The organism is Methylocella silvestris BL2 (assembly GCF_000021745.1).
Classification (GTDB): Bacteria; Pseudomonadota; Alphaproteobacteria; order Rhizobiales; family Beijerinckiaceae; genus Methylocapsa; species Methylocapsa silvestris.
The window spans coordinates 2108886-2121714 of record NC_011666.1 but is presented as its reverse complement, the minus strand read 5'-3'; the positions used below and the strand labels follow the sequence as shown (position 1 = coordinate 2121714).

Sequence of the window (12829 nt, the reverse complement as noted above, 5' to 3'; positions counted from 1 at the left end):
CCCTCAAACCGTCTTAAAGACGATTTCGGATTCCTCGGCCTGAGCGCGGGCCTTGAAGGTCTGTACCGCGTTCGTTTTCAGTTGGTCATTGCCCTTGAAGCCCTCGTCTAAACATATAACCTGAAGCGGGTTCGCTTCAGCGAGCGCGTCGATCAGCTCCGGCGTAATCTCCTTAGAGAGGCAAATGAGCAGCGCTCCCTCTTCAATCGAAAATACCTCAGCACCATTTAGGTCGATCTTTACAACCTTGGTCGCCAGCGGGAAGCCCGATTTCAGAAGCAATTCGTAAAGTACATCCTCCGGTTCTCCTGCATCGCGAAGATGGTCGACATGCAGCTGCAGCTGCGATTCTAAATCGCTTGAAGTCGACACGCCTCCATCCCACGACCTGAAATTGGAACTATCAAGCGCAAAAGATCGAAATCCGCGACCATGACTGTCCTTTTTCAATAAATCGGACTGACTCGCTGCAATTACATTTTTTACCCTCGCACGGGCAAAATCGGAGATCGTCTTAAAATTCGCTTCTGGCTTCGGCAGTTCCTCCGGTAGCTGCACCATGATGAACCGTCGTCTGATGCCGTCGTCCAAAGACTGCTCTATAACCGCCTGTCCTGTGGTGCCGCTGCCAGCAAAAAAATCCAGCACAATGTCGCCGTCGCTCTTCGTGGCTATTTTGATCATGCGCCTGATGAGGTTAACCGGCTTTACAGAGTTCAACGTATTCTCGGTTTCCTCGTAAGGCACATATTTGTTCAACTCTCGCTTTGCGTCTTGCGTATGACCAACCTCTTCATACTTCCAGAGCGTTTGAGGAACGCGTCCAGCAGACACTTCGGACAAATACCGTTTGTAACGCGGCATGCTGTCTCCAGAAACGCCCCACCATATTCTCCCGTCTGCGTTCAAATCATTGAACTTTGATTGAGAAACGGGCCAGTATCGCCCTTTTCCTGGAGTAAATTTCTTACCGGAAGGTCCAGTGACTTCGTAAGAGCCCTCTCCATAAAAATTGCGCGCAGTAAGGTTGTCGGACATCCAAGGGCCGCGTTGATCCTTATCCGGATTTTTGTATAAAGCATCTTGCTCGGGTGTCCTTTCAAGCAGCTCGGGTTTCCACTGATCCGAGTTGCGTGCGTAAACGAGGATATAGTCGTGATCATCGGAGAAGAATTTCGCGCTATTTTTTGGAGCGTAAACCTTCTGCCAAATGATCGTAGCCACGAAATTCTCTTCGCCAAAGATTTGATCCATTAAGGCACGGAGATTATGAACTTCATTGTCATCTATCGAAATGAATATGGCGCCATCATCTCTTAGCAAGTTGCGGGCAAGATAAAGCCGCGGAAACATCATATTCATCCAGCGAGAATGGTACCGGCCAGACTGATCTGTGTTTGTTGAAAAGCGCTTTCTTTCGTCGTCAACTTGTCCTGTATAGGCCAGGTACGTTTCCAGCGTTTCGGTAAAATTATCAGGATAGATAAACTCATTACCCGTGTTGTACGGCGGGTCGATATATATGAGTTTTACTTTACCGAAATAAGCTTTCTGAAGCAGTTTCAAGACCTCAAGATTGTCCCCCTCTACGAAGACGTTCTCTGCCTCGTCGAAGTTTGCTGACTTTTCGCGCTCTGGCCTTAATGTTGCGGGGCTTGGCTGTTGAATAATCTTCATGCATTCGGCCTTACCCGGCCAGTTGAGACCGAACCGTTCCTTGCCGGGGTCCACCCACTCGCCAAGAGCCCGTTTGAGCTGATCAAAATCTATCGAACCTTCGGCGAAGATGTCCGGAAACGCCTGTCCCAAGCTACGCTTCAACTCGCCCCGCTTCTCCTCCGCAACATCCATAGATCGCAAATCGATCTTCTCCGGTTGAGTATGTTCCGGCTTGTTCATTTTTAGCCCCTTCACTGAACTTGAAACTTGATGGCGAAAAGCTCTTCATCAGACACTGCCTGCCCAAGCCGCTCTTCCACCTGATCCAAAAGACCGTCTTTCTGAACCTCTATGTCCTTTGCCGCCGCATCATATGCGCGCCACGCTTCATCCCGCTTGGCTTCGAGCGTGCGCGCCTTGCGCTGCAAGGCGAGCTTGTCGGGGAGATTGCCGGTCTGGCGAACCTCTTTCTTAAGCGCTTTGATCTCTTCGTCGATGTCCTTGAGGTCGGCCTTCAGCCCGGCACGTTTGTCCTCTGCCCAATTGTCGAGCTTATCGATTTCATCGTCGAACCATTTGGACTGGCGTGCGGCCATGTCGTCCAGGATCGACTGGCGCTGGCTGTTTACCGTGGCCTTCACCGCGTTCGGCATCTGCAGGTCATTGGCGGCGCTCTTGCGTACCGGCAACTCGAAGAGACGCTTCGCAGCTGCGGGATCTATGGCCGTTCCATCATCTGTCATGGCGGCGATGATGATGTGATCCTGATCGTCCGCGCCGCGGATCGAAAGCTTGTGCACGACGAGCGTTCCCCCTTTGCCGACGAGGGGCGCGATTGCGACAGTGGTCTGCGGCCACGCGGTGTAGTCGAAGACGAGCGCTGCTCCATTCAGCTTGCGTGCGCCAGCCACCCCAATGAGGTGCTGTGCCAGCGGATGACCAAGCCGGTAGCGATGCCCATCGATGCCGAGCTTAGACAGGAAGTAGCTTCCAACCGGAACGTCGATGCCAGCCGGACAGGCGGACAGAATGAATGTGAGATAGTCGTCATCGAACTTGGCCTGCTTGCCAAGTTCGTGTTTCGTCAGAGCCCAGAGCATGCGGGCGTACCGATCCAGATACTCCTTGCTCTGCGTCATATTGATTTTCAGGCGGTCGTGAACCTCAGCGTCGAAGTGCTCCAGCAGCTTGCGGCGCGTATCTTCCATCGTCGCGGTGATGTTGGTGTCCATCTCGGCGCGAAGCCGCTCGAATTCAGTTTCGATTTCTCCTGTCGAGCGGCAATTCTGGTAGATCGATACGATACGCTTTTCGAATTCCACGCCAGACTCAATTGCACCGAGCACCTCGTCGCTAGCGCCAAACACGCCGGAGAAGAGCTTGAATTTTTCGGCGAGCAGCTCATACACCCGCTGGTCAGCGGCATTGTTCTTATTCAGGAAGTTTACGACGACGACATCGTAACGCTGGCCATAGCGATGGCAGCGACCGATTCGCTGTTCGATGCGCTGCGGGTTCCAGGGTAGGTCGAAATTGACGACCATGGAGCAGAACTGAAGGTTGATGCCTTCTGCCGCGGCCTCGGTCGCGATCATGATCCCGGCTTTCTCGCGGAAATAATCCACGAGCGCCGCCCTTATGTCCGCGGTGCGTGAGCCCGTGACGCGGTCAGTGCCTTTATGGCGCTCGATCCAGGCTTTGTAGATTTCCTTGGATTGCGCGTCCGAGTTCGAGCCGTTGAAGAGGACGAGCTTGTCCTCGGAGCCATTTTTCGCGAGGAGACGGACCAGATATTCCTGTGTCCGGCGCGACTCCGTGAAGATAATTGCCTTTTCAGCGCTGCCCAGCTCCTTGGCCTTTGCGAACCCGGCCCGTAACGCGCTGAGGAGCGCTTGCCCCTTTGCGTTTTCTGAGATTGAGACAGCCAGATCGCGGAACCCGCGAAGGTCAACGATCTCGCGTTCGATGTTCGCGATGTCGTCCTCGGTCAGCAGCTCCGGTGCGGCCTCGTCGTCTTCCCACTCGTCGGCAGTTTGCTCGAATTCCTCGTAATCCTCGGCAAGCTCCTGTTCGAGCTTCTCCCGAAGGTTCTTGTCCTTCCCAAGCTGGCGTTCCAGCTTACGAGCGAGCGTGTCGAGCGCCCCCGCGATGGCGAATGTCGACGATGCGAGCAGCTTGCGCATGATGAGTGTCATCAGCGACCGCTGGCTGGACGGAAGCGCCTGCAACGATGGCCGCCGCAGATAGTCGGATACGAGGTCGTAAAGAGTCTGCTCCTCCTGCGTCGGAACGAACTCCTGCGTGATTGGGATGCGGTTCGTGTAACGGATATATTCTAGGACTTGCCGCCGAAGCGTCCTGTGACAGACGGGCTTCAGGCGCTCCTTCAACTCGTCGAACTGAGTGTCGTCGGAGAGCCGCGCATACTGGGCGCGAAAACTCTTGGCATCGCCGAAGGCGTAGTCGTCGACGAGACTGACGAGACCATAAAGCTCCATCAGTGAGTTCTGGAGGGGCGTTGCCGTCAGCAGCACCTTGGGCGAATTTGCAAGCGCTCCCTTGAGCGCCTTTCCGATGCGATTGTCGGGCCTGTATACATTTCGCAGTCGGTGGGCTTCGTCGATGACCACCAAGTCCCACGGTATGACCATGAGCTCGTCCGCATTGCGAGCGGCGAACTGGAAGGAGCAAATGACAAGAGTCTTCTGCTCGAAGGGGCGGCGAGCGCCGTCCTTTTTCATCTTGTTATAATTGCGGGCTTCGAGGATCGTACTGGGCAGAAAAAACTTTTCTGCGAGTTCCTGCGACCACTGTTTCCGCAGATTGGCGGGCGTGATCACGAGGATGCGCCGCTTGCCCTCCGTCCATTTCTGGGCGAGCACCAGACCCGCCTCAATGGTTTTCCCGAGACCGACCTCGTCGGCGAGGATCGCTCCTTTCGAAAGCGGCGATTTGAACGCAAACAGTGCCGCCTCAACCTGATGGGGATTGAGATCGACCTGGGCATCGAGCAAGGCACCGGCGAGCTTCTCGGAATCAGCGACGGATCGCTGCCGGGTAAGTTCGTGAGCGAACAGCTTCGCATGGTACTCGGTGGCCAACTTTCTTCCTCCCCGGCTTCAAAGGCCAATAATTCTCGTAGCGCGTCTCAAGCGCGCTTTTTGCGTCGACCGCCAACCGCACGGCCTTCGTTGCTGCCAAGTTTGAGCGGTATTGCCTGCTCCCCGCCGTAACCGGCCAAGAACTGCGACAAAGCGTGACGAACTATCCACGCTGCCGAAACATCGTTGCTCGCGGCAAGCTGCTGGACCTGCTGGTAAAGATCGGCTGGCACGATCACGGAAGTTCGAACGGTCTTCCCCTAATCAACCGGCATCGGCTCTCCCCACGAAGCAGTGCACCAGATGTACCAAAATGTGGTGCACCTTGCATACCGGCATTTTGTCGAAAAAGACCGACGCAGAAAGCCGGGCGGGGCAAACAGATTTTGCGGAAAAGCGGTGCCAGTCGCCAAGGCACGCGGCCCGATTCGGTCCGCCGCCGTCCCTAAGTGGCCAGCTTCTGCCCAATCGAAAGCCTCTGGCGGCGCTATGATCCCATCAGAACTGAGAGCTGAAGGGAGCACACGTTATGTTTATTCGAAAGGGTGAGCGGCCAGCTTGCACTGCCTTTCAATGCAACGGTGGGCAAGTCCGCGTCCAGGAGCGAGTGCCTTGCATGACCTGCACCTACTCACAGAAGAACTCATGCCCCGCTTGCGCGGGGACGAAGTACGTCCGCAGGGAGGCGTGGAGAACCTGCATCACCTGCTGGGGGCGTGGATAAAGTATGGCGGGCGCGCTCGCCACAAACTCGCCACAAGCCCAAAAAGTCTGCCTCGGAGAATGGCGGATTCCTGCGGGTTACGGCGGACCGGTCTCTTGTGGCAAAAACGGCCCCAAGGGGCCGTTTTGTTTCCATAGCTTCTGACTAAGTGATTGATTTTGTTATGGTCGGGGCGACAGGATTTGAACCTGCGACCCCTTGCCCCCCAGGCAGAACATTATGATGGGGAATCAATAAGTTAGCATATCTCTGCCACAGACTAGCCACACGGTATCCTCTGCATCGAAGTAAGAACACTCGTACGAGGCTGCGGAGCAGTATCGGCACGTTCAATCAAATGACCATACACATCAAGGGTCGTCTGAATGCTGCGGTGGCCCATGAGCTTCTGGATGCGTTTCAGGTTGATGCGCTGATCGATGAGCATCGATGCATAGAAATGGCGCAGATCGTAGGGCATGTATTTTGGCCTTTCGACCAACTGGCCGTCTTCCTGCACTTTGACAACCAGACCCGCTTCTTCACATGCGCGGTTAAAGCCGCGCCGCCTCTAGTTTCGAACGTTTTGCCAGCCGCCGTTTTCGGAGGGAAACACCAGATCGTAGTCGTTCTCGACCGAATGATTTTTGATGAAATGTTGGATGATGTCCAACGTCTCCGCGCTGAGATCGATGAAACGCCGTCCCGCACGAGTCTTGGTGACGGTTATCTCGTCGCCGCCACCATCGAGGGCGCGATCCACTTCAACTCCTGCCTCGCTCACATTGGCGCGGGCGAGCGCAAGATACTCTTGTGGCCGCATACCCGAGTCCACGGCGAGATAGAGCATGGGCCGATATTTTTTCCACGGCTCACTAACCCGCATGTCCCGAGAGTTCGCGAGCCTATCGGCGGCGGATAGTAGCTCGCTGATCTCCCTCTCAGTCGGAATCGCCACGGGTACATCATAGCGGGACTCAGCCCTCACACAGACGCCAGCTGCCACGTCATGTTGCAGGATCGTCCGGCTAATCATTTCAAGAATCATAGAATGAAAGGACTTCAGCACCTTGTGGGCCACATCGCGGCTATAGTGCTGCAAGAGCCATGATCGGAATTCGATGACATCGGATTTCGCCAGATCGGCCAGCCCTTTATCCCAGTCGTATTTTTTGATGATCGAGGCGCGGTAGGTGTAATTCTCCAAAGTGTATTGGGTCACCGGCTCGCGACCGTCTCTGCCTTCCTTCTCGCAGATATGCAGCCACTTTGTCAGCCCTTGCTCCACCGTCTGAATATCCGATGAGCGGCGAGAGGCCTTCGTGCGAGCCAATCCGTTCTCGCGAAATTCGAGAGCTTCCTTCCGTGTTGCAAAGGTCGCGTATGCGTAGCCCGACTTTGCTGCTTTGCTGGGGTGACGAACTTGATAGGTGGTGCCTTTGGCTCCCGTGCGCTTCCTAATGTCGGACAAACAATACTCAAAAAAATATCAGTTACAGAAAGACGTATAGAATCACAGTGTCCATCACTCTTGCAAGTTATTCTCGGCTTCTACTTGCAGCTTTCGATATGCGGCAACAAGGGCGCCTTTCTCGATTTTGAGCGTGCCGGTCAGCGGATCGACAAAGAACGGAAGTTTCCTCTTGCCCTGCGCATCCTTGTCAGCAGCCCGTTTGATCTGACGGTCGGACAGCACAACTCCTATTGATGACAACTCGTTGCGCGCTTCGGAAAGAGTGATGTAGGTCGGAATATCCATCTGAAAATCTCCAATATTATTGAAAGCAATACTGTAATTATGACAATTGCGGGTTGCGCAATGCTTAATTAGCGCACTGCTACATACTGTCGTATGGCCAGTTTCTGACCAACTACGCCTGCCTCGCGGCTGTCATCCTGCAACCATGAGAAAGGAACGTCAAAATAGCTGCCAGACAGAACCTGGATTGGCAGTCATCGACAACTTCCCTGATGAGGTTCCTGTGACCGCAGCCGAGCTCGATGTTGTCGAAGCGTACTTGATGTCAGCTATCGTTGAAATTCTCTCTGCCGCACGTCCCAAAGCTGATGCGCTGGACTCGAAAGAGTCGCAATATTCGGCAAGATGGGAAGCCAGTCCCTAAGGCGTCGCCCTCATGACCGAAGTCGCCACTGAAACCATCGATAGGACCGAGGCCAAACGCGCAGCTCTCTATCTGCGCGTTTCAACCGGTCGTCAGGCCGAAGCCGATCTTTCGATTCCAGATCAGCGCAGACAGGCGGTTGCATTCTGCGCAGCCCGCGGGTGGCAAGTTGCCGCTGAGTTCGTCGAACCTGGCGCAAGCGGCACGGATGATCGCAGACCAGAGCTTCAGCGTCTTCTCGATTTGGCGACGGGAGGCGGCACGCCATTCGATGTCGTGATCGTGCATTCGTTCAGCCGCTTTGCTCGCGATCATTTTGCGCTCGAATATCATGTGCGCAGTCTGCGCAAGGCTGGCGTTCGCCTTATCAGCATCACGCAGGATTTGGGCGACGATCCGATGAGCGTGATGGTGAGACAGGTCTTCGCGCTCTTCGACGAATACCAGTCGAAGGAGAACGCAAAGCACACGCTGCGCGCCATGCAGGAAAACGCCCGGCAAGGCTTCTGGAACGGCTCGAAGGCTCCCTTCGGATACTCCGTAGTCGATGCAGAGCAGCGCGGTTCAAAAACCAAAAAGCGCCTAGCAATTGATCCGGTCGAAGCAGAGACCGTGCGCCTCATGTTCCGCCTCTTCCAAAGAGGCGACGGCACTAACGGTCCTATGGGCGTCAAGGCTGTCACCAGTTGGCTCAACGAGCATGGCTACCGTACGCGCGTTGGCGCGAGGTGGGGTATCGGGCCTCTGCATCAGATTCTCACGCGTCCAACCTATAAGGGCGAGCACCGCTTCAATCGCAAGGTTTGGAAGACGAAGGAAGCGAAGCCTGAGTCCGAACAAATCGCCGTCCCTGTCGATCCCATCATCGATGCCGCGACCTTCGATGCGGTGCAGGCGATGCTGAAATCCAAAAATCCGAGAGCGATGCCGCCGCGCGTCGTAACCGGACCTATCCTTCTTACCGGTATTGCGACTTGCGCAAGCTGCGGCGGCGGAATGACGTTACGTACCGGAAAATATGGGCGCTACCGCTACTACACCTGCGCGACTTGTGCACAGAAGGGCAAGTCTGCCTGCAAGGGACGCTCTATCCCAATGGACAAGCTCGACAAGCTTGTGACTGAGAGGCTCGCCGAGCAGCTCCTGACGCCGGAGCGCATCGGAAAAATCCTCGCGGGAATAATGGAACGCCAGGCATCAAAGGACGAGGATTATTCGGGCCGCCTCACGGCTCTCCGGGCAAAGCTCGCCGATGCGCAAGGAAGGCTGGGTCGTCTCTATGCTGCAATCGAGAACGGCATTGCCGACCCAATGGATGCGACGCTCAAAGAGCGGGTCGCCACAGTAAAGACCGAACGTGATATTGCGCAGGTCGCGTTCGACCGGGCGGTTGCAGAGATGCGTCCAGATGTCCGCATCACAGAAGACAAGATCGCGGCCTTTACAGAGGTCATGCGCGCGAACGTCCTCAAAGGCGAAACGCCTTTCAGACGCGCCTATATCCGTTCCGTCATCGATCAGGTCGAAGTCGACGACACGGAAATCCGTATCCACGGGCGGCGGGCTGTTCTGGAGCGGCTGGTGATGGGCGGCGGGGCAACTCCTGCCGGAGTTCCCAGTTTTGTTCGGAAGTGGCGCGCCCGAAGGGATTCGAACCCCTGGCCTCTGCCTTCGGAGGGCAGCGCTCTATCCAGCTGAGCTACGGGCGCTTGCGCAATTCATCCACGTGAGCGCCCATGGACTTTTGTCATGGGCTTGACCGCGCGGCGTCGCCTTCTTAGCCGATTTTGACGCTCCGCGCCAAGCACCGTTTCACTAAATCGCGCCGCGCGCCATCTGGTCTGTGGGGCGACCTCAAGGCGTCGCTCAAATCTGTCTGGCACGGGCCGACGGCCCGAGCAGGCCGCGGCCTGTGAATCCCGGCCCGTTTCGAGAAGCGTCGCGCCGGCGCGCACAGGTAAATCTCAGCATCTAAGCCGCCGGCGCAAAGATCAAATGTCTCACAGCAAGCTGACAGCGGGGAATGGCGCAGCAAGCTTCGCCCGGCCGTCCTCGGCCCGACAAGCGTGCGCCATTCTCGTGGTTCCTTTGCTTGACCCAAGCGCGAACCAACTCGTAATGGAAAGACTAATGTATGGTGGAGAAGGCTGACTCGCCTCGAAGCTTTGCAATCTCATCTTTGAGTTGCAGTTTACGGCGTTTAAGTTCAGCCAGTTTCAACTCGTCAATCGCAGGGTGCATCAACGACTTTTCGATCTCACGGTCGAGCGCGTCGTGGCGCTGTTCCAAAGCAGTCAAATGATTTTCGAGTGACATGCAGAACTCCTTCTTGAAGTCTTCGCATGAGATCAGTGTGCCACAGGATTTCGATTTCGCGAAGGGCTTCGCAAAGGCGTGGCGAAAATTTCATGACGAGGGTATGACGCATTTTGCGGCGCCTTTTCGTTTTTCATGGGCCGGTCGAATGCGGCAGGCGCGCAAAGGCCATTGACGCCAGAGCGCGCAATGCCGCAAATCGGTCCGGCTCCGGTCCGGCTGGGTTCGCTGGAGCCATCGATGATCGCGCCTTAAGGTTTTGAAAAAATATGCCCGAAAAGCTAAGCGACGGCGAACGCGGCCCGTTGCAGGCCGAGCTTGAGCATTTGCGTCAGGAGCATCGCGATCTCGATGCCGCCATCGACGCGCTTCTTCATCTCGGAACGGTGGATCAGCTGCAGATCCAGCGCCTCAAGAAACGCAAGCTCTCTTTGCGCGACCGCGTCGCCTTCATCGAGGATCAGTTGACGCCGGATATCATCGCCTGAGCCGCAAGACCGCGGAATTATACTCGAAAGCGGCCGTTACGCTTTTTTCAAGCGCGCCAGCGTGAACAGCCCGAACGGCGCAAGCGCGCGGCGCTCCAGGAGGCGCGCGGCCGGGCGCGCGTCGATCCAGCCGCCAAGGACCGACCATTGAAATTGCGGCCGCCAGCCAAGATGGGCGCTGCGCTTGCCGAGCCACGCCTCGAGCTTGGCGATGATCCCGGTCTCGGCGCCGACATGGTTGACGAGCACAATCTCCCCGCCAGGCTTCACGACGCGCAGCAATTCGTCGAGCATGGCATGCGGGTCGGGCACGACGGTCAGCACGTAAGGGGCGACGACCGCGTCAAAACTCGCATCGGGAAATGCTAGGCGCGTTGCGTCCATGACGAGCAGCCCGTCGACATTCCGCAGCGATTTTCCGATCACGCGGCGCTGCGCTTGCCGCAGCATCGGCTCGCAGAGATCGACGCCGACAAGCCGTGTCCGCTCGTCGAACATCGGCAATTCGAGGCCTGTGCCGACGCCGACGTCGAGCACGCGCCCCATCGGGCGGTCAGCCGCCGCGACGGCGGCGAGGCGGCCGGCGCGCATGATGAGCGAAAAAACAAGGTCATAGACGGGCGCCCAGCGCGCGTAGGATGATTTGACATGAACGTTGTCGAGCGTCGCAGGGGCCGCGGATTCAGCTCCCGCGCCCATCGGGCGGGCGAACTCGGAAAGATGATGACCTGTCAAAAGTGCGATCCCTCGATCGGAGTTTTCGAAGATGCGGCGCAAGACGGAGCCCGGCGCCTCAGGCGGGCCTAGACAGGGACCGAGGCGGCTTCAGCGGCCCGGCTCGTTGCCGGACAGACGTCGATGGCGGATTCTGTCGAGCTGATGAAGCCGCCGCCGAGAACGCGGGCGCGCGGCTGGTCGGAGGCGTAGAACACGCAGGCCTGACCGGGTGAAACGCTGTCCTCGTCATGGACGAACTCGACATGCGCGCCGCCGTCCCGCGCGTAAAGCCGGCCGGCGACAGGAGGCCGCGTCGAGCGCACCTGCACGAAAATATCGGCGCCCTCGCGGGGAAGGTCGCCGAGTTCGCCGTCGCCGATCCAGTTCACGGCGCGCAAATGCGCGCGGCGCGTCGCCAGCGCCTCGCGCGGGCCGACGACGACGCGCGCCCCTGCGGCGTCGAGCTTTATGACGAAGAGCGGTTCGCCAGCGTTGGCGTCGCCAAGGCCGAGGCCGCGCCTCTGGCCAATGGTGTAATGAATGACGCCCGCGTGGCGTCCGAGCACGCGCCCGTCGATATGCACGATCTCGCCGGGGACGGCGGCGCCGGGAGACAGTCTTTCGATCAGATCGCTATATTTGCCCTTTGGCACGAAGCAGATGTCCTGGCTGTCCGCCTTGTCGGCGACGATGAGGCCGAACCGCCGCGCCAGCGCGCGGACGTCGGTCTTGGTCATGTCGCCGAGGGGGAAGCGCAGCATCTGCAGCTGGCGGCGCGTGGTGGCGAACAGGAAATAGCTCTGATCGCGGGCGCCGTCGAAAGCGCGGTGCAAAACGCGCTCGCCGGCTTCGTCGCTGCGGGTTGAGACATAATGTCCGGTCGCCAGGACGTCCGCGCCGAGATCGAGCGCGGTATCGAACAGATCGGCGAATTTGATCTCGCTGTTGCAGGAGACGCAGGGGATTGGCGTCTCGCCTGTCGCATAGCTGTGCGAGAAGGGATTGATGACTTTTTCGCGAAATCGTTCTTCGTAATCGAGCACGTAATGCGGAATGTCGAGCCGGGCGGCGACGAGGCGCGCGTCCTGAATGTCCTGACCGGCGCAGCAAGCGCCTTTGCGGTGGATCGCCTCGCCGTGGTCGTAAAGCTGCATGGTCACGGCGATCACGTCGTAGCCCTGCTCTTTCATGAGCGCGGCGACGACAGAGGAATCGACGCCCCCGGACATGGCGACGACGACGCGCGTCTGCGCGGGCGGCTTCGGCAGCCCAAGCGAATTCAGCTCGCGCCGGCCCTCGGCCGCGGCCGCTTCTGGCGAATGACTTGCGCTCATGATCGCCGTCGCTTGCTCCGCTCCCGGCGGCGCGCTACGCCCCGCCTCACCGTCCCATGCCGCAATTCGTCCTGGGAGGGCGGCCGCCCCGACACAATTGCGACGCGCCAAAACCCATGCAGAAGCCACGCCTCCGCTCATTCGTCAACAAAATATAATGATCTGCGGTCTATGTGCAAAGGACTCGTTTGCCGCCGGCTGCGAATCATTTTGCTTGGCCCGTGGCGGCGGCGCCCCGTTTCCCCGCGTCGCCTGCAAGCGTAAAGGACGGAAGCGTTCCAAGTTGAGACGATCAAAGCGGTCTTTGCTGGCTAGAGCGCGCAAATCAACGCCAGTAATCAGAAATCATTAATAAAACAACGGCATGGGCTTAGGCAAATCTTAAAAC

11 protein-coding genes, 1 tRNA gene and 2 pseudogenes are annotated in these 12829 nt (G+C 57.5%); 3 read left to right on the top strand and 11 right to left on the bottom strand.

Features of this window, described 5'->3' with window-relative positions:
- Positions 1–3: 3 nt before the first annotated feature.
- The 6 genes and pseudogenes from MSIL_RS09950 to MSIL_RS09930 all read right to left on the bottom strand — a co-directional run bounded on the left by MSIL_RS09950 (position 4) and on the right by MSIL_RS09930 (position 7222).
- Positions 4–1899 carry a site-specific DNA-methyltransferase gene (locus MSIL_RS09950; protein ID WP_012590959.1) on the bottom strand — a complete coding sequence of 632 codons (1896 nt, stop codon included), beginning with the start codon at positions 1897–1899 and terminating at the stop codon, positions 4–6.
- Between the two features lie 11 nt (positions 1900–1910).
- Positions 1911–4760, bottom strand: coding sequence for an SNF2-related protein (locus MSIL_RS09945; RefSeq protein WP_012590958.1), 2850 nt, complete (start codon positions 4758–4760; stop codon positions 1911–1913).
- A gap of 47 nt (positions 4761–4807) precedes the next feature.
- Complete coding sequence (locus MSIL_RS20715; protein ID WP_083772205.1) at positions 4808–4999, bottom strand: ribbon-helix-helix domain-containing protein; 192 nt, start codon at positions 4997–4999, stop codon at positions 4808–4810.
- 744 nt (positions 5000–5743) lie between these two features.
- A pseudogene (locus tag MSIL_RS21045) lies at positions 5744–6010 on the bottom strand (tyrosine-type recombinase/integrase); the annotation flags it as partial.
- A 24-nt stretch (positions 6011–6034) separates the two neighbouring features.
- Complete coding sequence (locus MSIL_RS21040; RefSeq protein WP_148213066.1) at positions 6035–6934, bottom strand: site-specific integrase; 900 nt, start codon at positions 6932–6934, stop codon at positions 6035–6037.
- 54 nt (positions 6935–6988) lie between these two features.
- The gene (locus MSIL_RS09930; protein ID WP_012590957.1) at positions 6989–7222 is read right to left on the bottom strand and encodes a hypothetical protein; all 234 of its coding nucleotides are present in this window, start codon (positions 7220–7222) and stop codon (positions 6989–6991) included.
- Positions 7223–7409: 187 nt separating this feature from the next.
- Between MSIL_RS09930 and MSIL_RS21670 the strand changes: the two genes are divergently transcribed.
- Both MSIL_RS21670 and MSIL_RS21945 read left to right on the top strand, forming a co-directional pair.
- Positions 7410–7586, top strand: coding sequence for a hypothetical protein (locus tag MSIL_RS21670; protein ID WP_187148720.1), 177 nt, complete (start codon positions 7410–7412; stop codon positions 7584–7586).
- A gap of 12 nt (positions 7587–7598) precedes the next feature.
- A pseudogene (locus tag MSIL_RS21945) lies at positions 7599–8705 on the top strand (recombinase family protein); the annotation flags it as partial.
- Between the two features lie 78 nt (positions 8706–8783).
- Here MSIL_RS21945 and MSIL_RS21940 read toward each other — a convergent pair.
- The 3 genes from MSIL_RS21940 to MSIL_RS20700 form a co-directional block, all read right to left on the bottom strand.
- The gene (locus MSIL_RS21940; RefSeq protein ID WP_041367853.1) at positions 8784–9140 is read right to left on the bottom strand and encodes a hypothetical protein; all 357 of its coding nucleotides are present in this window, start codon (positions 9138–9140) and stop codon (positions 8784–8786) included.
- A 78-nt stretch (positions 9141–9218) separates the two neighbouring features.
- Positions 9219–9295 (bottom strand) — tRNA-Arg (locus MSIL_RS09910).
- Positions 9296–9713: 418 nt separating this feature from the next.
- Positions 9714–9902: a YdcH family protein gene (locus MSIL_RS20700; protein WP_012590955.1), complete on the bottom strand. Its 189-nt coding sequence runs from the start codon at positions 9900–9902 to the stop codon at positions 9714–9716.
- A gap of 269 nt (positions 9903–10171) precedes the next feature.
- Between MSIL_RS20700 and MSIL_RS09905 the strand changes: the two genes are divergently transcribed.
- Positions 10172–10390, top strand: coding sequence for a YdcH family protein (locus MSIL_RS09905; protein WP_012590954.1), 219 nt, complete (start codon positions 10172–10174; stop codon positions 10388–10390).
- A gap of 36 nt (positions 10391–10426) precedes the next feature.
- Here the strand turns inward: MSIL_RS09905 and MSIL_RS09900 are convergent, their stop codons facing one another.
- On the bottom strand, positions 10427–11089 hold the full coding sequence (locus tag MSIL_RS09900; protein WP_012590953.1) for a class I SAM-dependent methyltransferase: 663 nt from the start codon (positions 11087–11089) through the stop codon (positions 10427–10429).
- 104 nt (positions 11090–11193) lie between these two features.
- Positions 11194–12441 carry a tRNA 2-thiouridine(34) synthase MnmA gene (gene mnmA / locus MSIL_RS09895; RefSeq protein WP_012590952.1) on the bottom strand — a complete coding sequence of 416 codons (1248 nt, stop codon included), beginning with the start codon at positions 12439–12441 and terminating at the stop codon, positions 11194–11196.
- Positions 12442–12829 lie beyond the last annotated feature (388 nt).

What these genes read in the sequence shown, in the direction of transcription:
- MSIL_RS09950 (WP_012590959.1), bottom strand. Translation starts at nt 1,899, where the DNA reads ATGAACAAGCCGGAACATACTCAACCGGAGAAGATCGATTTGCGATCT.
- MSIL_RS09930 (WP_012590957.1), bottom strand. Translation starts at nt 7,222, where the DNA reads ATGGATATTCCGACCTACATCACTCTTTCCGAAGCGCGCAACGAGTTG.
- MSIL_RS20700 (WP_012590955.1), bottom strand. Translation starts at nt 9,902, where the DNA reads ATGTCACTCGAAAATCATTTGACTGCTTTGGAACAGCGCCACGACGCG.
- MSIL_RS09905 (WP_012590954.1), top strand. Translation starts at nt 10,172, where the DNA reads ATGCCCGAAAAGCTAAGCGACGGCGAACGCGGCCCGTTGCAGGCCGAG.
- MSIL_RS09900 (WP_012590953.1), bottom strand. Translation starts at nt 11,089, where the DNA reads ATGGGCGCGGGAGCTGAATCCGCGGCCCCTGCGACGCTCGACAACGTT.
- mnmA (WP_012590952.1), bottom strand. Translation starts at nt 12,441, where the DNA reads ATGAGCGCAAGTCATTCGCCAGAAGCGGCCGCGGCCGAGGGCCGGCGC.